Here is a 21,714-nt window from a genome sequence, read left to right as displayed (position 1 = left end):
ATGCTGCGCGACGCCGGCCGTAAGCAGCCAGGACATCGCAAGCCAGCGGGTTTTGGCCCTCAGTCTCATGACGATTTCACGGCTGTTCTGAGTGGGCTTCTCGGGATGACCTTCGAGCTTTGACCCGCATTGCTGTCAATATCCTGCATCCAGGATACGCTGCCCAGATAGAACATGATCAGCAGGTAGGGCGCATTCCAGAAGTGAACCGTCCATCCCACCGTGAAGACACCGACCATCGAAATCAGATAGGCCGTCCGGTAGTCGTTTTGCTGGTCGCTCAGGCCTTTTTTCAAGGCGGTGCTGAGGAAAACCCATGCGAAGATCAGGAACATCAGGATGCCTGCGATATATCCGAAACGCACGAAATTGATGAGCCAGAACATATCGATGCTCGGCTCCATCCATTCTGGACGCTGATATTCGTTGTGACCGATGCCGAAGATCGGGTGATTGAAGACGGAAAGCCAGCCGTAGTGCCAGATGCGGATGCGGTCCCAACCGGTATCCTGGCTGAAGGCAAAGTAGTGTACGTAGAATTCAAAAAAGGATTGGTTCGAAACAAGCGAAACCGCCGTGTAAAGCGATGCAAAGAATGCCGCAAGGACATGCCAGCGATAGCGAAAGCCGCGCAGAAACCATCCCCAGGACATCAAGAGAGCCTGCACCACCAAGGCGCTCAACGGACCTGAAGACATCGAAAGAAGCGTGGCCAGAAAGACCAGAATGGAACGGCCCCATCGGCGCATCGGCGAAACATCGCGCCCAAGAACCTTGTGCACGAGGGCAAACACGCTTGTGCAAAATACGCCATATAGGATGGGATGATCGAACACCGACTGTACGCGACGCAGCCCCCATCGCGGTGCCATGAAATAATCGATCTGGGTGGGCAAAACCGATCGGAACATGTTGAGAGCGATGTTCGATCCTGTCACCGATTCATAAAGCGATAGTGGCAGAAGCAGCAGGATGATCAGGAAGATTGCCTTGACCATTCCATAAAATTGCCCCTCGTTTCTGATCATGACGCGCGCCAGAAAATAGGCGCCCATCGTCTCGATCGCCATCATGCCGCCGGATTGAAAAGACGTTGCCAGATCGTGCACAACAGCCAGACTGACCGAGCACCAAAGGCAAAACAAAATTACCAGAATATCCGGCGTCCTGATCCGCCCGGCCTTACCGCTCATCCACATGACCAGACAGGGGAGGATCGTGGCAATCAAGATGAAGCGGGAAACGGAAAGGCGCAGCGCGCCGAGCTCGATGATCCAGGGGATAATCAAGCTGAACAGGAAGAGACCCGCCACCCAAGGCAGTTTGTCCCGGATTGCCGTCTGTGTTGTCGTGTGCCCCTCGATCGCCTGAGTGGTGACGGCCCGGTTGGTCGTGGGCACTTGGGCTGGCCTGGTAATGGATCCAGGACGCCGGCGCTGTTGAGGGTATCCGCGCTCCCGTCTTGCGGCACCATGCATGGGCATCAAGGGTGCACCCGGCTTGACGGCTTTGACCAACGCGGAAATACCGGCGTCATAGCATTGGGATAGCCGGGGTCCGTATTGGAAACACGGTCTGGTCTGCCATAGGCCGCAATCGGTCGGAGTTTACACACGTTTTCTCTCCAGTCCGGATCGCCACAAAGCCGGGAAACCCGTTTCATGTCAGAGCTTGCCGAAATCCGGGCGCGATATGAACCTGGTTTTTGGTCGAGAGTGGGTGTGGATTTTGCCGGAGTGCATACCTCTTACGCCGCGATGCGGCCGGATGATCACTGACCTCTTCATCTGCAGGATGTGACTGGCTCCTCCAAATGATGGAGCTTGACTGATGGCGTGGTGCGGCGCCTCACCTCTTGGCGCACGGCTTATGAATAAAGCTAAATTGTGCTTGCCGCTCCGGTCCCGTACGCCAGAGGAGTTGGATCGCAGTCGCTTGTCGATCCCAAAACCAAGGCAGTTGCGCAGACATGCGCACGCACTGACTGTCATTGTTGCTCGTGTGGAATGTTCATTTGATGACGATATCCGTTATTCTACCCACCTATAATAGAAGCGGCAGCCTGGTCGCAGCGATTAACAGCGTCATCACCCAGTCCCATCAGGATCTGGAGTTGATCGTGGTCGACGATGCCTCGACCGAGGACATCGAAAGCGTGGTGCGCGGCTTTAGTGATCGCCGCATCCGTTATGTCAGGCGTGTTCGAAACGGCGGAGCAGCTGCCGCGCGCAACACCGGCCTTTGCCATGCGAAAGGCGAGTATATCGCGTTCCAGGACAGCGACGACCTGTGGTTGCCCGGCAAACTGCAAAAGCAGTTCGCACTGTTTTCCGCGATCCCCGGCGATGTCGGCGCCGTCATCGGCGCAAAGATCGTCTATGGGCGCGACAACCAACGGAACTATGGCTCCGGCCGGGTGGCTTACGATCCTCCGCCGGAAGGGCGCCTGTCGCTGGAGGACGACCAGCTTGGCCGGCTCCTCACCCGCAACCGGATCAGCCTGCAAAACGCCCTGTTTCGAAAGAACTGCTTTCCCTATGCCGAATGGTTTGATGTCTGCGCCCGGGCCAATGAAGACTGGGACTTTGCCATCCGGCTGGCCCAGCACACGTCGATCTATGAAGACGTTGAACCGGTCGTGCTCGGCTTCATTTCGCGTGACAGCATCTCGATCAACCGCCGCCGCGAAATCATCGGCCTGCTTCGAATCCTGAAGAAAAACCGGGCTGTGCTTTGCAATCGCAGCGAACAAAAGTCGCTGATGCTGATCGACGTCGCGCGCTATTTTTACACAGCGGGAAAACGAAAAAGCGCGATGAAATTTCTCACCGCCGCTCTGAAAACCTATCCCCGTCATATGCAGTTGATCGGCTCCATCATGGTCGGGAAATTGTTCAAGAGCCGCCCACAGCGGCCCGTCGCCTGATAGACATCCAGCGAAACTGTTTTCGGAAAAAAATTGATGCTGCTACACCCAGCTCCCGGCGGATGCCGGGGGCCAAAGGCCTGAGCGTGCGGCGGAGAGAATTGCGGATTCGCGGTCCCTTTTGCGGCGTTTGCGGCCGGGATCGTGATTGGCATATTCCAGCATGAGGGCCAGCCGCGCTGAGCGCATGGCCTCAGACAGATTTCGGTGCGGCGGATTGGCCAGAACCTGCCGGTAAATGTCCAGCTGCACGCCAATGGCGCGTTGAAGGCTGAAGCGCTCCGTGACGGCGCGCCTGCCGAAGATACCAAGCTCTGTCCGCCTGGTGGCATCGATAACCAGCTCTTCAATCTGGCGCGCAAGCAGCTGCGCGCCGGGTTTTTTGTCGCCCAATCCGTAAAAGCCCTGTTTCAAGAACAGATCATAGGTGTGTGGTTCAAATATTTCAGAGAAAGCATCCTCGCCTTGAACGATCAGCGGACGGCCGATCGCCAGCGCCCGCAATGCCGAGCTTCCCATTCCAACAACGAGATCGGCGCCAGCATAGGCGGGCCGCGGGTCCATATCCGCTCCGGGAAGGCTTATAACGTCTCTTCCATGCCGGGCATTGACCGCTTGTGCCCGCATCTCCAATGCGGCGCGCGCGGGCCCGTCCCCCACCAGGATGAGTTTTAACGGATATGAGCCCGCAAGAAGATCGACGGCATCGATGGCGCGCACCAGGGCATCGAGTTTCAAATCAAGCGCGAGACGCGAAACGCTGACGATCAGAAACTCCTCGTCGGAGACCTCATGCCGGCGCCGGAAGGTGGTTGCGTCAATATCCGGATTGTCACGCTCGACATCGATGGGCGGTTCGATCACCCAGACCCCGCTTTTTTGCACCTTGCGGGCCTGCGCGCCGAGATCCGCGGTGCCCATGATCAGCGGCACGGATGCTGGAACGTAAGGCATCACATCCATGCTCAACACCGTGCACAACAAGGGCACGTTCAGGCAAAGCGACGCGCCGTAATAGGCATCCAGGCAGCTCGGCCATTCATAGGCGTGAATGAGATCGATCCGGTTTTGACGGGCAATGGTTGCGAGCTGTGCTATCCGCGAGGGCGCGGGGCGATAGTGGAGCGTTCGGGCCGGAATGTATGTCAGTCCGCGCTCTGTGATGTAGTCAACCAGCGGGCCGGGAATGCCATAGACTGAGACATCGTGACCTGCAGCGGCGGCACCGGCTGCAAGGTCGATTGCGTTGATCTGACTGCCACCGATCGAAAGATCATGCGGATATACGAGAAGACGCATCGTTTCCCTCTGTCTTTAATGTTCATCGAGCCGAACGTCCTCGCTCAAAAGCCCGGCGTACGGAGCCGCAATAAGCGCACTGGTACGATGGCAGAGTTGCGTGGATGGTATGATCCCGCAAGCTCCCCCTTTGAGTGACGCGCCCATGACAGGGTGCAGATGATCGCCAGCATCCGCATTCGGAAGCAGCACCGCGCGTTGTGCGGCTACGCCTTTCGAAGTGCGGATTACCGCATTTTGTTTTCTTTACTCGCCGGTCGAAACCCACTCTTCTGAAGACCGGAGAATTCAAAACAGCGTGGCCTTTGATGATTGTTATCGCGATGAAAATCGCCGCATCGAGATCATTTGAATTCAGTCTTGTTTCGCGATTTGGGGTCTTCGCAGCATGATCGCATCGAGTGTCATTTTGGAAGATGGGGTGGTCATTCACCATCCCGACCTGGTCAATCTCTATGGCTGCAAAGTGGGAGCGGGTTCCCGCATCGGCACATTCGTGGAAATCCAGAAGAACGCGGTCATCGGCCGCAACTGCAAGATTTCAAGCCACTCCTTCATCTGCGAAGGCGTGGAGATCGAAGACGGCGTTTTCATTGGCCATGGGGTCATGTTCACCAACGATCCCCATCCGCGCGCCGTCAATGCAGATGGAGAATTGCTGACCGACGGCGAATGGGATGTCGTTCCCACATTGGTCAAACGCCAGGCCGCGATCGGCAGCAACGCGACGATCCTTCCCGGCGTGACGATCGGGACCGGCGCCGTCGTCGGCGCTGGCGCCGTGGTGACAAGAGATGTCCCCGACTGGGTGATTGTTGCAGGCGTTCCAGCTCAAATTATCGGTTGCGCGCAGGGCGCACCGGCCGAAATTCCTTTGTCCAGGAGAGTATAATGATCGGCATAGCGGTAATTGGCTACGGCTATTGGGGCCCAAATCTTGTCAGGAACATAGCGGAAGTGCCCAACGCACAGCTTCTCTATGTTTGCGATCTTATGCCGGAGCGGTTGGCGACCGTCAAAGCGCGCTATCCGGCCGTGGAAATCACCAGCGACTTCGAACAGGTTCTGCGCGATCCCCGCGTTCATGCGGTGGCCATCGCAACGCCGGTTTCGACCCATTTCAAACTGGCGATGAAAGCCATGATGGCCGGCAAGCATGTCTTTGTCGAAAAACCGATGGCGTCTACGGTGGATGAAGCGCGCCGCATGGTCGATGAGGCCGCCCGCCGGCGTCTCGTCCTCGCCGTGGATCATACATTCGTGCATACGGGCGCTGTCCGCAAGATGCGCGAAGTCGTCGAAAATGGGCTCGGCGACATGTATTACTACGATTCCGTGCGGGTCAATCTCGGCCTGTTCCAGCATGATGTCAGCGTCATCTGGGACCTTGCCGTCCACGATCTCTCCATCATGGATTACGTGCTGCAGGAAAAACCCGTTGCCGTGTCCGCGACCGGCATGAGCCATGTCGCCGGCGAACCGGAAAACATCGCCTATCTCAATCTGTTTTTCGAAAGCAAGCTGATCGCTCATATCCACGTCAATTGGCTGGCACCCGTCAAGGTCCGCCGCACATTGATCGGCGGCAGCAACAAGATGATTGTCTACGACGACCTTGAGCCCAGCGAAAAGATCAAGATCTACGACAAGGGCATCACACTGAACGGCAATCCGCAGCGCAATGGCGAGAAGGTCTACCAGATGCTGGTCGGCTACCGCACGGGCGACATGTACGCGCCGCAACTCGATATGACCGAGGCGCTTGGCCGTGAACTCAAGCAGTTCGTCGATTGCGTGGAAAAGAACGAGCAGCCGATCGTCGATGGCCATGCCGGTTTGCGCGTTGTCCGCATCCTTGAAGCGGCAACGCAATCTCTGCAGCAGCGCGGCCGCGTGGTTGAACTCGAACAGGCGAGGCTGATCGCATGATCCCGTTCCTTGATCTCAAAGCGCAATATGCATCGATCAAGGATGAGATCGACGCGGCCGTCCTGGGTGTCCTCGCCTCGGCACAATATGTTCTGGGGCCGGAAGTTGCCCAGTTCGAGGAGGAATTTGCGGCCTATTCCGACGCGAAACACGCGGTGGCCGTCAACACCGGGACCAGTGCGCTGCATCTGGCGTTGCTGGCAGCAGATGTCGGCCCCGGTGATGAAGTCATCACCGTTCCGTTCACCTTCGTCGCCACGGTATCGGCGATCTGCTATGCCGGCGCATTGCCCGTGTTCGTCGATGTCGAACCGATGACGCTCACCATGGATCCCGCCAAGCTTGAAGCCGCGATCACGCCGCGCACGAAGGCAATCGTTCCGGTTCATCTCTACGGCCAGATGGCCGATATGGACGCAATCATGGCCATTGCAAACCGCCATGGTATTGCTGTCATCGAAGATGCCTGCCAGGCGCATGGTGCGGAATATAAGGGCCGCCGCGCCGGCAGCATTGGCGCTTCCGGCTGCTTCAGCTTCTACCCCGGCAAAAACCTCGGCGCCTGCGGCGAAGGCGGCATCGTCGTCACCAACAATGATGCACATGCCAAGACCATGCGGATGCTGCGCGACTGGGGCCAGGAGCGCCGCTACCATCATCTGGTCAAAGGCTTCAACTACCGCATGGACGGCATCCAAGGTGCGATCCTGCGCGTCAAGCTCCGGCATCTCGACGCCTGGACCGCTGCACGCCGCACGCATGCATCCCGCTATTCGTCACTGCTTTCCAATCTGGATACCGTGGAGACACCCGTCGAAGTCGCCTATCGCCGCCATGTCTATCATGTTTATGCAGTCCGCTGCCGGGACCGGGACGGTCTCCACCGTGCTTTGGAAGCGGAGGGCATCCAGTCCGGCCTGCATTACCCCATCCCGGTACATCTGCAAAAGGCACATGAAGACCTCGGCTACAAACCGGGTGACTTTCCGGTATCCGAGGCCGCATCCCGCACGGTTCTGTCCTTGCCGATCTATCCTGAAATGACCGGAAGACAGGTGGAACAGGTCGTGGCAGCGCTGGAGCAAGATGCCTATGTCAGCTGACATCACCTCCATGGCCCGGATCGTTCAATCGGTGCATGGGCGCCGCGAAGTCCCGCCGGATCCCGGATTTCAGCTGGATATGGCCGCTGAACTCAAACGAACCTATGGCGCCGCAGGCCTCATCGAGCTCTATGGCCGCTTTTCAACGGGTGATGGCTATGTCGACGCCCTGATGCGCAAGGCGATCTGGCAGGCCGCTACGCGCCAATGCGGCGCCGGGCTTCAGATCGGAACTGGGGCCGTCTTCAAACATCCGGAGACCTTCGAGATCGGCAGCGGCGTTTTCATCGGCGCGCAGGCCAATATTCAGGGCCGCTACGACGGCAGATGCGTGATCGGCGACAATGTCTGGATCGGCCCGCAGGCCTTTCTCGACGCGCGTGACCTGGTGATCGAGGACCATGTCGGCTGGGGGCCCGGCGCCAAGCTGCTTGGGTCAAGCCACACAGCCAATCCGATCGACGTGCCGATCATTCGCACGGATCTCGAGATCAAGCCAGTGCGCATCGGCGCATGGGCCGATATCGGCACCAATGCGACGATCCTTCCGGGCGTGACAATCGGCAAGGGCGCAATCGTAGGCGCTGGAGCAGTCGTCGTCTCTGACGTCGCTCCCTTCTCGATCGTCGCCGGGGTCCCGGCAAAGTTTCTCCGTTGGCGTAGCGATAGCGACACCACGACAGCCATATCCTGAACGTTGGGAGCAGATTATGAAAGACAAGCGGATCCTTATTACCGGCGGCGCCGGCCTCGTCGGCTCGCATATTGCCGATCTCGTGGCGCGCGAGCAGCCGCGCGAAATCCTGATCTTTGATAATTTCGTGCGTGGCCGCCGGGAAAATTTGGCGGAGGCGCAGGCGATCTTTCCGCTGACCGTCATCGAAGGAGATATCCGCGACCGCGCTTTGCTGGCAAAGCATTTCAAAGGTGTCGATATCGTCTTCCATCAGGCAGCGATCCGGATCACGCAATGCGCCGAGGATCCCCGGCTTGCATTTGAAGTTTTGGCCGAGGGAACGTTCAATGTTCTCGAAGCGGCCGTTGAGGCCAAGGTGGGAAAAGTGATCGCCGCCTCATCCGCCTCCGTTCTGGGTCTTGCCGAAAGTTTCCCGACGACCGAGGAACATCACTCCTACAACAACCGGACCATCTACGGCGCCGCCAAGGCGTTCAACGAAGGATTGTTGCGCAGCTTTGCCGAAATGTACGGCCTGGACTATGTCGCGCTGCGTTACTTCAACGTCTATGGTCCCCGCATGGATGTCTATGGTGCCTATACCGAGGTGCTGATCCGCTGGATGGAACGGATATCAGCGGGCTTGCCGCCTATCATCAATGGTGATGGCAGCCAAACCATGGATTTCGTCCATATTCACGATATCGCGCGGGCCAATATGCTTGCCGCAAAGTCCGGCATTACCGACGAGGTCTTCAACGTTGCGAGCGGTGAAGAGACCAGCCTGCTTGAGCTTGCCAAGCTCTTGACGAGCGTGATGAACGCGTCGCTGGCGCCGCAACATCAGGAAGCGCGCAAAGTGAACGCCGTGACGCGGAGGCTCGCCGACACGAACAAGGCCGAGCGTCTTTTGGGATTTAAAGCCCAGGTGTCATTGGAAGACGGCCTGCGCGGTCTTGTCGATTGGTGGCGCCAGGAACGGGTGCTGGACGTGGGAGGGCGCGCCGCATGAGCCCGGTCCTTCCCCAGATCCCCGTCGCCAAGCCCCTGCTCGATGAAAGGGAGGTGGAGGCGGTCCGCCGCGTCGTATTGTCCGGCTGGGTGACGCAAGGTCCGGAGGTTGCCGCGTTCGAAAGCGAATTCGCAGACTTCGTCCAGGCCGATCATGCCTGCGCCGTTTCAAACTGCACGACGGCGTTGCATCTGGCGTTGAAGGCCGTTGGCGTTGGCCCCGGAGACGAGGTCATCACCGTCAGCCATACGTTCATCGCAACGGCGAATGCCATCCGCTATCTGGGCGGCATGCCGGTCTTTGTCGATATCGAAGCCAATGGCTTCAATATCGACCCTCAGCTGATCCAGGCGGAAATCACCTCTCGGACCAAAGCGATCCTGTGCGTGCATCAGCTCGGCATGCCCTGCGACCTTGCAACGATCGTTGAGATCGGCAAAAGCAATGGCATTCCGGTCATCGAGGACGCAGCCTGCGCAACCGGGAGTGAAATCCTCATCGATGGCCAGTGGGAAAAAATCGGCCGGCCGCGGGGCGATATTGCCTGTTTTTCGTTTCATCCCCGCAAGGTCGTCACGACTGGCGATGGCGGCATGCTGACGACAGCCAATGCCGAATATGACCGCAAGTTCCGGCTGTGGCGGCAACACGGCATGAGCGTGCCCGATACGATCCGCCATGGATCGCGCCAGGTCATCTATGAGGGCTATCCGGAGCTTGGCTATAATTATCGCATGACCGACCTTCAGGCCGCGATGGGCAGGGTGCAGCTCACCCGGCTGCCGGAACTGATATCGCGGCGGCGTCATCTGGCCGATCTCTACCGGCAGGAACTTCGCAACATCACCTGGCTTGAGACCCCCGTTGAGCCATCCTGGGCCCGCAGCAACTGGCAGAGCTGTTGCGTCATGCTTCCGCCATGGCTTGACCAGCGCGAGACGATGCAGGTGTTGCTGGACCAGGGTATTTCGACCCGGCGCGGCATCATGAACATTCATCGCGAAGACGCTTATGCCGATAAGACAACACATCGGGTTGCTGCAGGCCAGCTCGCGCGAAGTGTGGCGGCGCAGGAAGGGGCGATCATTCTCCCCCTGTTTGCGCAGATGACCGACGAAGAGGTGCTTCTTGTCACCGAGACGCTTCGCAATCTGTGCCTTGCGCCGCAGAGAGCGACCGCATAAATTCTACTTAGTTCAATACCCTAACTGCAAACAGGAGATGCAGACTTTGCGTCTCCTGTTTTGCGTTTATCGCGGGGGCTTTCTTTCCGGCGAGCCGTATTCTTGCCCTTCAGGCAACTCTCAGAACCCATCGTCTGACCGGACGCGGAAGCTGCTCCGGCGGCAAAAGCCCGATCAGCATTTTCAAGGAATACAGTCCACTCAGCAGCACGGCGAGAGAGCCAAAGGCCGTCGCTTGCCAGAAGGGGAGAAAAAGCGTTGCGCAGAACACCAGGGCTGAGGAGACGATGAAGATCAGTCCGATTTTTAGATTGGCGGGAGACCAGCGGAAGCCTGTGAGTTTGCGCGCGAAGAAGTAGATGAGGATGCTGTGCCAGAGGTAGAGCCCGAAAAATGCAGCCGCAGAACCGGCGAGTCCGAACTCGGCCACCAGCAACCAGGCGAGACCGATATGCACCACGGTCGCGGCAACTTCCGTCCAGAAGAAGATCGCCTGTTCGCCCTTTGCCAGCACGATGAAGCCCATGGGCCAGGCAATGATGCGCAGGAGCATGCCAAGGCAGATCCAGCGCAAGAGATCTGCAGCACCATAGAATTCCGGAGAATAGAACAGCCGCATGACGAGAGGCGCAAAGGTTAGCGTTGCCAGCACGCCCGGACCGGCAAGCAGAATGCTGACCTGGGCCTGTTCGTTGACCAGACGGTTACAAGCGGTGTGATCGCCGGCAATCGCCGTCAGGCGCGGATAGAAGTCGGTGCCCATCGCCTGCAGGATAAAGCCGGCATAAAGGCTGCCGAGTGCCCAGGCGGACTGATACAGCCCTGCCGCAACAATGCCGCCGTGCTGCAGCACGATGATGCGCACGATATAGGCGGCTGCAAGGGTGAGCAATCCACTGGCCATAAAGACGAGCCCGAGTTTCAGCAGCCCGCCCAGTTCCTGCCTGAACTGCGGCGCGGACAATTTGCCGGCGCTTTGCGGCATCTTGCGGCTGTACCACCACGAGATCAGCAAGGTCACGGCAGCGATCGCAACGAGCGACGGCGCCACGCCTTCAAAGCCGAAAAAGTAGACCAGAGGGATGGTGACCACCGTCGCAAACACTGCCGTAAGCAGATTGATGCGGGCAAGCACCGAGATCTCCCGCATGCCTTGAATCATCGCCGTCTGTCCCGCCGAAGCGAGCCGGAAGAAAATCGCCAGCGAGAGGAATGCGACGCTGGCGGCATGCTGATGGTCACCGAAGGTGAGATGTGCGACCGGAAATGCCAGACATGCCAGCAACAGCGTGCCGGCAATACCAAGGACGATCGAGATGCGCTGCAAAATGAAGGCCGTCCGGGCAATCTTTTCGGCATCGCCCGTTCCGACCGCCTCGGCAATCTGACGCACGCCGCTGGATTGGACACCCAGACCTGCGACAGCCTGGGCGATATCGGCGATCGAACTGTAGATGGCCATCAACCCGACGCCCTCGGGTCCAAGAATGACCGCCATCGCCTTGTTGCGGATGATCGAGAACGCAACGGTGATCAGCGACGATCCGCCGATCAAGGCTGTCGATTTGAGGATCTGCGTGTAGGTCTGTCCATCGGACGGTGTCGCGCGCGCATTCATGAATTTCAAGCCTTATGTGCGCCGTGCAGCGGCGAAGAGAAATTGGGATAATCCCTGTCGATGATGCGCCGGACAACCGTTTCCACGCTGGCTTGCCAGCTTGGTGCGCGCCAGCCGAACACCCTTTCGAACTTGTCGGTCGAAAGACAGGAATTTGCCGGGCGTCTGGCCCTGGTACGGTAATCGCTGGACAGAATGTCTTCGACGTCGGCATACGGGCCGCCATGGGCCCGGCTGATGTCAAACACATGCCGGGCAAACCCCGACCAGTTTGTCTCGCCTGTTCCGGTAAAGTGATAAATGCCGGTATTGTATCTGGCGGGGTAGGTTGCGATCAGAAGGATCGCTGTTGCGAGGTCGAGAGCCGAGGTCGGATTTCCCCACTGATCGGAGACCACACCGACGCTCTCCCGCTCCGTGGCAATGCGCAGCATGGTTTTCACAAAGTTTGCACCGAACGGACTGTAGACCCAGCTCGTCCGCAGGATGACATGGCGCGGATTGACGCTGGCCACAGCGCGCTCGCTGCGCAACTTGGTGTATCCGTACACGGTTTTCGGTTCGGCCTCGTCATCCTCCAGATAAGGGTAGGGATCGGTTCCGGAAAACACGTAGTCGGTGGAAAGATGAATGATCGGCACACGCAGAACGGCGGCGGCCTCGGCGACCGCCGCGGCCCCCATGACGTTGATGGCATAAGCCAGATTGCGTTCGTCCTCGGCCCGGTCAACCGCAGTATAGGCGGCGGACGATACGACGACGTCAGGCTTGGCTGCAAGAATTGTCTGTCTGACCGAGGAGGGGTCGGCGAGATCGAAATCCGGCCGGCCAACGGCGACCAGCTCGATATCGTCCATGGCGGCAGCGGCCTCGACAAGGCTGGTGACCACCTGCCCTTTCGTGCCGGTCACCAGGATTTTCATTGCACGGCAGCCAATCTGCCAAGCCGGGCACCAGCATAAGCGCCATCCCGGATCGGCCTCCACCACCATTCATTGTCGAGATACCAGGCAATGGTCTGCGAAAGTCCGGTCTCGAAACTCTCCTGCGGCTTCCAACCCAGCTCGCTCTCGATTTTCGTTGTATCCATCGCGTAACGGCGATCATGACCGGGCCTGTCGGCCACGAAACAGATGAGATCACGGTAGCTTTTTTGATTGCGGCGGGGCTTCGCGCTGTCCAGAATATCGCAAATCGCCTGAACGACCGCGAGATTGGAACGCTCGCAGCTTCCGCCGATATTGTAGCTTTCGCCGATGGTGCCCTGGCTTGCGATCAGCGCAAGCGCGCGTGCATGATCTTCGACATAGAGCCAGTCACGCACGTTCATTCCCGCGCCATAGACCGGCAAGGGCTTCTCGTCGAGCGCATTCAGAAGAACCAACGGAATGAGTTTTTCCGGAAAATGGTAGGGCCCGTAATTGTTCGAGCAATTGGACATGACGATCGGCAGGCCGAAAGTGTGATGCCAGGCGCGAACCAGATGATCCGACGCCGCCTTCGACGCGGAATAGGGCGATGACGGCGCATAAGGTGTTTGCTCGTTGAAGGTGCTGTCGTCGAACGGCAGATCGCCAAAGACTTCGTCAGTGGAAACATGATGGAAGCGGAATTGCCGCTGCGCGGTTTCAGACAGCTGGCGCCAGTATTTCAACGATGCCTGAAGAAGCCGGAAGGTGCCGACAATGTTGGTTTCAATAAATTGGGCCGGTCCATCGATCGACCGGTCGACATGTGTTTCAGCTGCCAGATGAATGACGCGGTCGATCCTCTCCCGCCTCATCAGCTCGCCGAGCGCGGCTTCATTGCAGATATCGGCATTGACGAAGCGATAGTTCGCTCGGGTTTCGACGGATCGCAGAGAGGCCAGATTGCCGGCATAGGTGAGTTTATCGACATTGATGACGGTCTCGCCGATCTCGACGAGATGCCGGCACAGCGCCGAACCAATGAAACCTGCACCACCCGTAACGAGGATATTCATAGCGCATTCTCCTCAGCCATGTCGAAAACCTCTGCTGTATCAAGGGACTGCGCCATGCGATCGTTGTCGGAGAGTTGAAATGCCGAAGCATTCATCGGCCAGATAATCCCGATATCTGGGTCGTCGTAGCGTATCGAGCGGCTGTGGCTGGCTGAGTAGGGACTGGTGACCTTGTAGACCACCTCCGTGTCCGGCTCGAGTGTCAGAAAACCATGGGCGAACCCCTTGGGCACGAGCACCTGGTTCCATTTGGAGGCAGAAATGCGCAGGGCTGTCCACTGCGCAAAACTGGGAGAACCACGCCGGATATCGACGACGACGTCAAAGATGGAGCCCTTGACCACCCGAACAAGTTTGTCCTGCGCATAGGGCGGAAGTTGGTAATGCAGCCCGCGCAGCACGCCTGGCGCAATCGAGCGGGAATGATTGTCCTGGACAAAGTCGAGCTTAACGCCGCTGTCGCTCAGCAATTGCGCGTTCCATGTTTCGGAGAAGAATCCCCGATCATCTTGAAACTTCGGCGGCAGGATTTCCAAGACACCGTCCAGCCCCAGCGATTTGATCTGGAGGCTCATGCTGCATATTCCTCTACGCGCCGGCGCAGATAGGCCGCATAGGCGGTCTTGCCGAGCAGGCATGCACGCCGCAGGACCTCTTCGGGCTGGAGCCAACCCATATCCAGAGCAATTTCCTCCGGGCAGGCGATTTGGATCCCCTGCCGCCGTTCCACTGTTCGCACAAACGAGGAGGCATCCTGCAGGCTGTCATAGGTGCCGGTATCGAGCCAGGCATAGCCACGCCCAAGCTGGCAGACATGCAGATCGCCCCGCTCGAGATAGATATTGTTGACGGTGGTGATCTCGAGCTCGCCCCGATCGGATGGCCTGATGGAAGAGGCGATGTCGATGACATCATTGTCGTAAAAATACAGTCCGGTCACGGCCCAGTTGGATTTCGGCTCGGCCGGCTTTTCTTCGATCGTCATGGCTTTGCCGGTCAATTTGTCGAAGCTGACGACACCGTAGCGCTCGGGATCCTCGACATGATAGGCAAAGACCGAAGCACCCTTTTCCCGTGCCGTCGCCTGCCTGCAAATATTGGGAAGTCCATGCCCGAAGAAGATATTGTCGCCGAGGATCATCGCGACATTGTCCTTGCCGATGAAGTCGCGGCCAATGATGAAAGCTTCTGCGAGCCCATTCGGATGGGGCTGTTCGGCATAAGACAGGCTCAGTCCGAAATCGGACCCATCGCCAAACAGCTCCTGGAAACAGGGGAGGTCGCGCGGCGTGGAAATGATGAGAATTTCGCGGATGCCGGCCAGCATCAAGACGCTCAAGGGGTAGAAAATCATGGGTTTGTCGTAGATTGGCAGCATCTGTTTCGATACCGCGATCGTCAGAGGGTAGAGACGCGTGCCGCTACCCCCGGCAAGTATGATCCCCTTCATAGCGTATGCCTTGCTTTCTCTGTTCCGTTGCCCCGAGCGGTTCGATCCGCCCCGCCACCTGCTACTGCCTCAAACGTGTCCGTCCTCACTGACTTGCCTGTTCCGATTGGGTTTCCGCATCCACCGGGGAAACCATGGCGTCAGCCGGGGCCACAGGCGCTTTGCGGCTGACCCGCACGACATCGCCTGGCTGCAGGACCGTGGAATCCAATGCCGGTATCTCGCGGATGGATTGGCCTTCCTGCCGTGTCACGCTGAAAGCCAGCGTCGCTCCACCCGCCTCGGCCGGCGAACCGGCATCTCCCGACAAAGCCTCCAGCAGAAGCTTCTGCGTCGTGTCCCGCTTCAGATTTTGCTGGTCGAGGCTTGCCTGTTCCAATTGGAGTTCGACGGCCACTTCCGTGCGCTGCTTGTCGTAGAGACCATCGAGGCTGCGCGTTGTCTCAGCGATATTCTGGCGCGCCCGCATGATGGCCGTCACAAGGTCGAGCCGGTTGCCGTGATAGCTGCGCAATGTGCGCTCGAGGTCGGATTGGCGCGATGGCAGCGCGATGCCGCGCTCGACCATGCTTTTGACATTGGTCAGTTCTTTTTGGACGGACACAATGTCCTCGTCCGTGCTGGAAATCTTCTTTTCGATCGTGGCGATTTCGGATGTGAGGAGATCGCGCAACTCGGCATAGGATTTCGACTGGCGATCCATGTCATTGCGGCGAGCGGCGTAGATAATTTTTTCCTGCTCGAATATGGCCGCAGCGATCCCGTGGCCGTCTTGCATGTCCGGCTCCAGGCGCATTTCCGTCCCATCCGACATTTCAGCCTGAAGACGGGCAATTTTGATTTTGCTGCGCAGAATCGCGTTGCCGATCTCCTGCAACTGGCCGACATAACCCGTTTTATCAAAGCTCCTCTTTGAGCCGTTCGACGGCCTGAATTCCCCGCCGCTCATCGCCACCGATTGCAGGACCGTCAGCCCCGGATGAAACCCGTATTCGCCAGGCTTGTTCACGTCACCGATAACGTAGATCGGCGGCCGCTCCAGAATTTCGATGGTCGCCTCGGGTGTCTGCACCAGTCCGATTTTGGTCTTCAATTGCCTGGCAATTTCTGCAGCCAGACCCGCGCCATCAAGACCCCCAACGGAAACCGTGCCGATAATCGGAAGCGACACCGTTTTCGCCTGTGAAATCATGAATTCGCCACCGAGCGCGTCCCACCTCTCATAAACGCCCTTGGAGGGCATCCACTGGACGACCGTCAGGCGAATTTTTGTCTGCGGCTGGAATTGATCATCAGCCGCGAGAACGGGCGAAAAAGCGCCGCCCAAAACACTGAGTGCGACTGCGGCAAACAGTGTACGCAATGCGCTTTCGTGACGCCGGAATGAAACAAGCAACGTATGTCTCCAAGCTGAAAGTGCCAAACTGCCCCATCGCGGGTTGAGCTTCAGTGTGCCCATTGCATCGAGATTGAGAAGGGGAAGAGCGGCGGCTTTGCTTCATCAATATGGGTGAGAATGCGATGCGGCGTCCGCCGAGAATATGACGGCCTCTATATCGATTGATGCAGACCAATCCGAAGACGGAGCGGGGTGGTGGAGGCTTAAAGATTAAAGCAGAAACCTACCACCGCTTGGGTGCCCCGCCGGCTACCCTCCCTGTCCGTTTGGATGAGGGATGATGCGGCCATATCTTCGCACGCATCGAACGTCGATGCTCCCGTCTCAGCCGTTTTGCGCCGTCGCGGCTGTTCCCATCGTCAGCTACAGTCTGGATCGAACGCATGGATTCCGTTCGGACTTTGGTCGTTATCTGGCTTGGGCGTGCGCAGAGTGATGGGTACAGACATGATGCTGTTGGACGGGAATGAGCATGACGCTGCGGGGGCCAGCAGACGCGTTGGACCACAACGGGTCATTTTGATCCTGGCAAACAGCGGGAGCATATCGCCATCTCTTATCGATGCTTTGGAGCGCGAATTCCCATGGATACGGGTCGAGCAGGTCGATACGATCGACACCGCATGTGCGGTCTTCTCCTATCCGGTCGCACTCATCCTGGTCGATAGAGCCTTGATGAGAAAAGCCGAGGCCGAGGCCTCCGAACTCCTGCGCATGCATCCACACGCATTGACTGCGGTGATCGAGCCCTATGACAAGGTTTTGGTGACATCGATCAGCGATGTCATCAGGTCTCCGCTTATTCGAAGCGTTTTGCCGATGGATCTCAGGCTCGACGTCTGGTTGTCGATCATGCGATTGCTTCTGTGTGGTGCTGAGTATTTGCCTCCTGCACTGATTCACGAAGCAAAACTCCGCGACCAGAAAGCACATGCATATTCAGACAACGGCACGGCCAAGACCGCTAACGTCAATATGGCGTCGCTCACCACACGGGAATCGCAAATCTTGGGCATGGTTTCGCATGGTCTGCAAAATAAGCTGATCGCTGCGGAATGCGGTTTGTCGGAGCATACCGTCAAGATTCACCTGCACCACATCATCCGGAAATTGGGTGTTCACAACAGGACAGAGGCCGCAGCGCGGTTTCGCAACCTCCATGACGGCAGCCGCGCGATGAACGAGAATTAGAGCGCTCCATTTGCCGGCGCCCTAAAGCTCGAACGGCAGGCTACCCGTCGATAAAGCCCCGCCGTTTCAGACTGATACCCAACGTTGCGGCTCTTGCAAACATCAGCACCATCATAGCCATCCACAGTCCATGATTGCCGAAGAATTGCTGCAACACATAGGCCGCCACAAGGAAGATGACCGTCGAAACAAACATGCTGTTGCGCAATTCCCGTGTTCGCATTGCGCCGATAAAAACCCCGTCGAGCATATAGCTGGTGACCGAAACGAGCGGCAGGACGACGAGATACGGAAGGAAGATGGTGGCAACGGCCCGCACATCCTCCTGATTGGTGAGGAGCGCGATGATCGATGGGCCGGCAAATGCATAACACAGCGAAAACAGAAGTGCGACCAATCCCGACCACAGAAAGGCTGCTTTGATCACGCGGGTGAGCGCGTCCTTGCGTTTTGCACCGATGACAGAGCCGACAAGCGTTTCGGTGGCGTGGGCAAACCCATCCAGACCGTAGGATGTGAAGCCGTGGAGATTGAGAAGGATGGCGTTGGCCGCCAGAATGGCGTCGCCCTCAGCAGCCCCGCTGCGGGCAAACCAGCCAAAGCAGATCAGAAGAAACAGGCTGCGTAAAAAGATGTCGCGGTTGACGGCGATAAGACGCTGGAACGCCAGCCTGTCCAGAAGATCCCTCAACGCCAGCGCCGGGCGTGCGCCAAACGGCTTGACGATCACAAGCCCCGCGATCAAGGCAATCCACTCCGCAAGCGCTGTGCCGGCACCAATACCGGCAACGCCCCAGTCGAACACAAAGACCAGCGTCAATGTCGCAACGAGATTGATGACGTTGAGTGCGATCTGCAGGGCGAGCGAAATCATCACCCGCTGGCATCCGAGGAGATAGCCGAGAAGGACGAAATTTCCAAGCGCGGCAGGGGCGGACCAGATGCGGGCAAAGGCGTAGGCCGAAGCGCTTTCATAGACCGCTGCACTACCGCCGAGGAATCCCAATCCAAGCTCGACGATCGGCTTTTGCAGGATGATGATAATCGCTCCGCCGGTTGCGGCAATTAGAAGTGCCCGGAGCAGATGCAGGCGCATCAGAGCGCCGTCTTGCGCACCCCAAGCTTGGGAAACCAGGCCGGTCGTTGCCATTCGCAGGAAGCTGAAACTCCAGAACAGGAAGTTGAACAGCACCCCGGCAAGCGCGACACCGCCGAGATAGGAGGAGCCGGGCAAATGCCCGGCCACCATCGTATCGACCAGGGACAGGATCGGCTGCGCCAGATTGGCCAGAATAATGGGAAGCGCCAGCATCACCATCCGGCGGTTCCAGTTTTCCTTCATATCTACAGGCTGCAAGCTATTCATAGTCTGCCAGGCCGCGCGCGGGAGGACAGTGCACCGGTCTGAAATGACATTCTATCGTTCCCGCAATCAGTTGTTTCAAGTTAGCCCAGTCCGCACGCCTTGACCTGCCTTACCAGTCCATGACCACCTTGCCGGAATTGCCGGAGCGCATCGCCTCGAACCCCTCGCGGAAATCGTCGATGCCGATGCGGTGGGTGATGATGGGAGTGAGATCCAAGCCGCCCTGCACGAAGGCGATCATCTTGTACCAGGTCTCGAACATCTCGCGGCCATAGATGCCCTTCAGGTTGAGCATCTTGAAGATCACCTTGTTCCAGTCGATCTCGAAACCGGTGGATGCAATGCCGAGAATGGCGATCTTGCCGCCATTGTTCATCTTATCAATCATGTCGCGAAACGCAGGCGCTGCCCCCGACATTTCCAGGCCGACATCGAACCCCTCGGTCATGCCGATGCGTGTCATCACATCCGACAGGTTTTCCCTTGACGCATCGACGACGTAATCGATGCCCATCGTTTCGGCGAGCGCGAGGCGCACCGGGTTGATGTCGGTAATCACCACCTTACGGGCACCGGAGCGCTTGGCGACCAGCGCGCCCATGATGCCGATCGGCCCGGCGCCGGTGACCAGCACGTCCTCGCCGACCACATCGAAGGACAGCGCCGTGTGCACGGCATTGCCAAACGGATCAAAGATTGCCGCGACCTCGTCGGGCACTTCGTCGGGGATGGCAACGACATTATATTCGGGAATGCAGACATATTCGCCGAACGAGCCCGGCCGGTGCACGCCGACACCCAGCGTGTTGCGGCACAGATGCCCCCGGCCCGCCCGGCAATTGCGGCACTTGCCGCAGACGATATGCCCCTCGCCCGAGACGCGTTCGCCAACATGGTATTTGGTCACGGCCGAACCAATCTCAGCAATCACGCCGACAAATTCATGGCCGACGACCATCGGCACCGGAATGGTCTTTTGCGCCCATTGGTCCCAGTTCCAGATATGCACGTCGGTGCCGCAGATCGCCGATTTCCTCACCTTGATCAAAACGTCGTTGGGACCGGGTTCGGGCACCGGAACATGCTCCATCCACAGGCCGGGTTCGGCTCTGGATTTGACGAGGGCTTTCATCATGTTGGTCATCGGTGGTTCCTTGGACTATTCTTGTCAGCGGCGACAGGTGTCTTCCACCCTCCCCTTGAGGGGGAGGGTCGGCGCGCAGCGGCGGGGTGGGGTGATCTGCGGCCCACGCAAACGGACCTTCGTGTTCGCGGTGGTCACCCCCACCCGCAGCTGCGCTGCGACCTCCCCCCTCAAGGGGGAGGTCAAGGTTCAGATCACACCCAGCTCCCGCCCGACCTCTTCGAATACGGCAATCGCGCGGCGCACATCGGCCTCGCTATGGGATGCCGACATCTGGGTGCGGATGCGGGCCTGGTCCTTGGGCACGACCGGGAAGGCGAAGCCGACGACGTAGACGCCCTTTTCCAGCATTCTCGCCGCAAAGGCCTGCGCCAGCGACGCATCGCCCAGCATCACCGGAATGATCGGATGGCCCTCGCCGGCCAGCGTAAAGCCGAGCCTCCTCATCTCAGTGCGAAACAGTGTTGCATTGGCTTGCAGGCGATCACGCAGTGCATCGCCATGGTCGATCAGGTCGAACACTTTCAGCGATGCCGCCGCAATCACCGGCGCCAGCGTGTTGGAAAACAGATAGGGACGCGAGCGCTGCCGCAGCCAGTCCACCACCTCGGTTTTCGCCGACGTATAACCACCGGAGGCGCCGCCCAGCGCCTTGCCGAGTGTGCCGGTGATGATATCCACCCGGCCCTCGACGCCGCAATATTCGGCCGAGCCGCGCCCATGCTTGCCGACAAATCCGACCGCATGGCTGTCATCGACCATGACCATGGCGCCATATTGGTCGGCGAGATCGCAGACGCCCTGCAGATTGGCGATGATGCCGTCCATCGAAAACACGCCGTCGGTGGCGATCAGCTTGAAGCGCGCGCCTTCCGCCTTCTTCAGTTCCTCCTCCAGCGCGCCCATGTCATTATTGGCATAGCGGAAGCGTTTGGCCTTGGAGAGCCGCACGCCATCGATGATCGAGGCATGGTTGAGCGCATCGGAAATGATCGCATCCTCCTCCCCCAGCAACGTCTCAAACAGGCCGCCATTGGCATCGAAACAGGAGGAATAGAGGATCGTGTCTTCCATCCCCAGAAACGACGAGATGCGCGCCTCCAGCTGCTTGTGCTCCTCCTGCGTGCCGCAGATGAAGCGCACCGAGGCCATGCCGTAGCCGTAACGGTCCAGCGCCCGTTTGCCGGCATCGATCAGCTCGGCACTGTCGGCAAGACCGAGATAATTGTTGGCGCAAAAGTTCAAAACCTTCGCCCCCGACGCAACCTCGATCTCCCCCGCCTGCATCGACACGATCACCCGCTCGGTCTTGTAAAGACCGGAGGATTTCAACCCGGAAAGCTCGGTGGAGAGATGGGACAAAAATGCGTTGCTCATTACAGATGCAGCCTTGTTTGCGCCGGTAACGCTTGTCACGCACCAGCTTTGGGAAT

The 21,714-nt window shown here is 58.5% G+C and carries 19 protein-coding genes; 8 read left to right on the top strand and 11 right to left on the bottom strand.

Features of this window, described 5'->3' with window-relative positions; all coding sequences use genetic code 11:
- Window positions 1-65: 65 nt before the first annotated feature.
- A complete protein-coding gene (locus tag PYR65_RS22135; RefSeq protein ID WP_276121605.1) occupies window positions 66-1,400 on the bottom strand; it encodes an O-antigen ligase family protein in 1,335 nt (444 codons plus the stop codon).
- A 617-nt stretch (window positions 1,401-2,017) separates the two neighbouring features.
- On the opposite strand from PYR65_RS22135, the gene PYR65_RS22130 reads away from it, so the two are divergent.
- Window positions 2,018-2,926 (top strand): glycosyltransferase family 2 protein, encoded by a 909-nt coding sequence (locus PYR65_RS22130; protein ID WP_276121604.1) that lies wholly within the window; start codon window positions 2,018-2,020, stop codon window positions 2,924-2,926.
- A gap of 42 nt (window positions 2,927-2,968) precedes the next feature.
- Here the strand turns inward: PYR65_RS22130 and PYR65_RS22125 are convergent, their stop codons facing one another.
- The gene (locus PYR65_RS22125) at window positions 2,969-4,225 is read right to left on the bottom strand and encodes a glycosyltransferase family 4 protein (RefSeq protein WP_276121603.1); all 1,257 of its coding nucleotides are present in this window, start codon (window positions 4,223-4,225) and stop codon (window positions 2,969-2,971) included.
- A gap of 388 nt (window positions 4,226-4,613) precedes the next feature.
- Here PYR65_RS22125 and PYR65_RS22120 point away from each other — a divergent pair, with 388 nt between their 5' ends.
- The 6 genes from PYR65_RS22120 to PYR65_RS22095 are packed head-to-tail and all read left to right on the top strand — an operon-like array spanning window position 4,614 to window position 10,129.
- Complete coding sequence (locus tag PYR65_RS22120; RefSeq protein ID WP_276121602.1) at window positions 4,614-5,117, top strand: acyltransferase; 504 nt, start codon at window positions 4,614-4,616, stop codon at window positions 5,115-5,117.
- On the top strand, window positions 5,117-6,154 hold the full coding sequence (locus tag PYR65_RS22115) for a Gfo/Idh/MocA family protein (protein WP_276121601.1): 1,038 nt from the start codon (window positions 5,117-5,119) through the stop codon (window positions 6,152-6,154). The genes PYR65_RS22120 and PYR65_RS22115 overlap by 1 nt, the downstream gene beginning before the upstream one ends.
- Window positions 6,151-7,257 carry a DegT/DnrJ/EryC1/StrS family aminotransferase gene (locus PYR65_RS22110; RefSeq protein WP_276121600.1) on the top strand — a complete coding sequence of 369 codons (1,107 nt, stop codon included), beginning with the start codon at window positions 6,151-6,153 and terminating at the stop codon, window positions 7,255-7,257. Before PYR65_RS22115 ends, PYR65_RS22110 begins: the two co-directional genes overlap by 4 nt.
- The gene (locus PYR65_RS22105; protein WP_276121599.1) at window positions 7,247-7,951 is read left to right on the top strand and encodes an acyltransferase; all 705 of its coding nucleotides are present in this window, start codon (window positions 7,247-7,249) and stop codon (window positions 7,949-7,951) included. Before PYR65_RS22110 ends, PYR65_RS22105 begins: the two co-directional genes overlap by 11 nt.
- A gap of 16 nt (window positions 7,952-7,967) precedes the next feature.
- Complete coding sequence (locus tag PYR65_RS22100) at window positions 7,968-8,945, top strand: NAD-dependent epimerase/dehydratase family protein (protein WP_276121598.1); 978 nt, start codon at window positions 7,968-7,970, stop codon at window positions 8,943-8,945.
- Window positions 8,942-10,129, top strand: a complete 1,188-nt coding sequence (locus PYR65_RS22095; protein ID WP_276121597.1) for a DegT/DnrJ/EryC1/StrS family aminotransferase — start codon at window positions 8,942-8,944, stop codon at window positions 10,127-10,129. Before PYR65_RS22100 ends, PYR65_RS22095 begins: the two co-directional genes overlap by 4 nt.
- Window positions 10,130-10,238: 109 nt before the next feature.
- On the opposite strand, the gene PYR65_RS22090 is transcribed toward PYR65_RS22095, so the two are convergent.
- The 6 genes from PYR65_RS22090 to PYR65_RS22065 form a co-directional block, all read right to left on the bottom strand.
- Window positions 10,239-11,747, bottom strand: a complete 1,509-nt coding sequence (locus PYR65_RS22090) for an O-antigen translocase (RefSeq protein ID WP_276121596.1) — start codon at window positions 11,745-11,747, stop codon at window positions 10,239-10,241.
- A 5-nt stretch (window positions 11,748-11,752) separates the two neighbouring features.
- Window positions 11,753-12,670: a dTDP-4-dehydrorhamnose reductase gene (rfbD, locus tag PYR65_RS22085; protein ID WP_276121595.1), complete on the bottom strand. Its 918-nt coding sequence runs from the start codon at window positions 12,668-12,670 to the stop codon at window positions 11,753-11,755.
- Entirely contained in the window at window positions 12,667-13,731 is a 1,065-nt protein-coding gene (rfbB, locus tag PYR65_RS22080) for a dTDP-glucose 4,6-dehydratase (RefSeq protein WP_276121594.1), read from the bottom strand. Before rfbB ends, rfbD begins: the two co-directional genes overlap by 4 nt.
- Window positions 13,728-14,306, bottom strand: a complete 579-nt coding sequence (gene rfbC / locus PYR65_RS22075; protein WP_060636870.1) for a dTDP-4-dehydrorhamnose 3,5-epimerase — start codon at window positions 14,304-14,306, stop codon at window positions 13,728-13,730. The genes rfbB and rfbC overlap by 4 nt, the downstream gene beginning before the upstream one ends.
- Window positions 14,303-15,181 carry a glucose-1-phosphate thymidylyltransferase RfbA gene (rfbA, locus tag PYR65_RS22070; protein WP_276121593.1) on the bottom strand — a complete coding sequence of 293 codons (879 nt, stop codon included), beginning with the start codon at window positions 15,179-15,181 and terminating at the stop codon, window positions 14,303-14,305. The genes rfbC and rfbA overlap by 4 nt, the downstream gene beginning before the upstream one ends.
- 85 nt (window positions 15,182-15,266) lie before the next feature.
- Entirely contained in the window at window positions 15,267-16,577 is a 1,311-nt protein-coding gene (locus PYR65_RS22065; protein WP_276121592.1) for a polysaccharide biosynthesis/export family protein, read from the bottom strand.
- A gap of 450 nt (window positions 16,578-17,027) precedes the next feature.
- Here PYR65_RS22065 and PYR65_RS22060 point away from each other — a divergent pair, with 450 nt between their 5' ends.
- Entirely contained in the window at window positions 17,028-17,771 is a 744-nt protein-coding gene (locus PYR65_RS22060) for a response regulator transcription factor (RefSeq protein ID WP_276121591.1), read from the top strand.
- A gap of 40 nt (window positions 17,772-17,811) precedes the next feature.
- On the opposite strand, the gene PYR65_RS22055 is transcribed toward PYR65_RS22060, so the two are convergent.
- The 3 genes from PYR65_RS22055 to PYR65_RS22045 all read right to left on the bottom strand — a co-directional run bounded on the left by PYR65_RS22055 (window position 17,812) and on the right by PYR65_RS22045 (window position 21,658).
- Entirely contained in the window at window positions 17,812-19,128 is a 1,317-nt protein-coding gene (locus tag PYR65_RS22055) for an MATE family efflux transporter (protein ID WP_276121590.1), read from the bottom strand.
- A 118-nt stretch (window positions 19,129-19,246) separates the two neighbouring features.
- Window positions 19,247-20,281: an L-threonine 3-dehydrogenase gene (gene tdh / locus PYR65_RS22050; protein ID WP_276120761.1), complete on the bottom strand. Its 1,035-nt coding sequence runs from the start codon at window positions 20,279-20,281 to the stop codon at window positions 19,247-19,249.
- A 189-nt stretch (window positions 20,282-20,470) separates the two neighbouring features.
- Entirely contained in the window at window positions 20,471-21,658 is a 1,188-nt protein-coding gene (locus PYR65_RS22045) for a glycine C-acetyltransferase (RefSeq protein WP_276121589.1), read from the bottom strand.
- Between the last annotated feature and the right edge of the window lie 56 nt (window positions 21,659-21,714).

Origin of the sequence: Pararhizobium qamdonense (assembly GCF_029277445.1) — a bacterium.
In the GTDB taxonomy this organism is placed as follows: domain Bacteria; phylum Pseudomonadota; class Alphaproteobacteria; order Rhizobiales; family Rhizobiaceae; genus Pararhizobium; species Pararhizobium qamdonense.
The sequence above is the reverse complement of the archived record's forward strand: the minus strand, read 5'-3'. Positions and strand labels throughout refer to the sequence as shown.

What these genes read in the sequence shown, in the direction of transcription:
- PYR65_RS22060 (WP_276121591.1), top strand. Translation starts at nt 17,028, where the DNA reads ATGATGCTGTTGGACGGGAATGAGCATGACGCTGCGGGGGCCAGCAGA.
- rfbD (WP_276121595.1), bottom strand. Translation starts at nt 12,670, where the DNA reads ATGAAAATCCTGGTGACCGGCACGAAAGGGCAGGTGGTCACCAGCCTT.
- PYR65_RS22125 (WP_276121603.1), bottom strand. Translation starts at nt 4,225, where the DNA reads ATGCGTCTTCTCGTATATCCGCATGATCTTTCGATCGGTGGCAGTCAG.
- PYR65_RS22090 (WP_276121596.1), bottom strand. Translation starts at nt 11,747, where the DNA reads ATGAATGCGCGCGCGACACCGTCCGATGGACAGACCTACACGCAGATC.
- PYR65_RS22130 (WP_276121604.1), top strand. Translation starts at nt 2,018, where the DNA reads ATGACGATATCCGTTATTCTACCCACCTATAATAGAAGCGGCAGCCTG.
- PYR65_RS22045 (WP_276121589.1), bottom strand. Translation starts at nt 21,658, where the DNA reads ATGAGCAACGCATTTTTGTCCCATCTCTCCACCGAGCTTTCCGGGTTG.
- PYR65_RS22120 (WP_276121602.1), top strand. Translation starts at nt 4,614, where the DNA reads ATGATCGCATCGAGTGTCATTTTGGAAGATGGGGTGGTCATTCACCAT.
- PYR65_RS22115 (WP_276121601.1), top strand. Translation starts at nt 5,117, where the DNA reads ATGATCGGCATAGCGGTAATTGGCTACGGCTATTGGGGCCCAAATCTT.
- tdh (WP_276120761.1), bottom strand. Translation starts at nt 20,281, where the DNA reads ATGACCAACATGATGAAAGCCCTCGTCAAATCCAGAGCCGAACCCGGC.
- rfbB (WP_276121594.1), bottom strand. Translation starts at nt 13,731, where the DNA reads ATGAATATCCTCGTTACGGGTGGTGCAGGTTTCATTGGTTCGGCGCTG.
- PYR65_RS22095 (WP_276121597.1), top strand. Translation starts at nt 8,942, where the DNA reads ATGAGCCCGGTCCTTCCCCAGATCCCCGTCGCCAAGCCCCTGCTCGAT.
- rfbC (WP_060636870.1), bottom strand. Translation starts at nt 14,306, where the DNA reads ATGAGCCTCCAGATCAAATCGCTGGGGCTGGACGGTGTCTTGGAAATC.
- PYR65_RS22100 (WP_276121598.1), top strand. Translation starts at nt 7,968, where the DNA reads ATGAAAGACAAGCGGATCCTTATTACCGGCGGCGCCGGCCTCGTCGGC.
- PYR65_RS22105 (WP_276121599.1), top strand. Translation starts at nt 7,247, where the DNA reads ATGTCAGCTGACATCACCTCCATGGCCCGGATCGTTCAATCGGTGCAT.
- PYR65_RS22110 (WP_276121600.1), top strand. Translation starts at nt 6,151, where the DNA reads ATGATCCCGTTCCTTGATCTCAAAGCGCAATATGCATCGATCAAGGAT.
- rfbA (WP_276121593.1), bottom strand. Translation starts at nt 15,181, where the DNA reads ATGAAGGGGATCATACTTGCCGGGGGTAGCGGCACGCGTCTCTACCCT.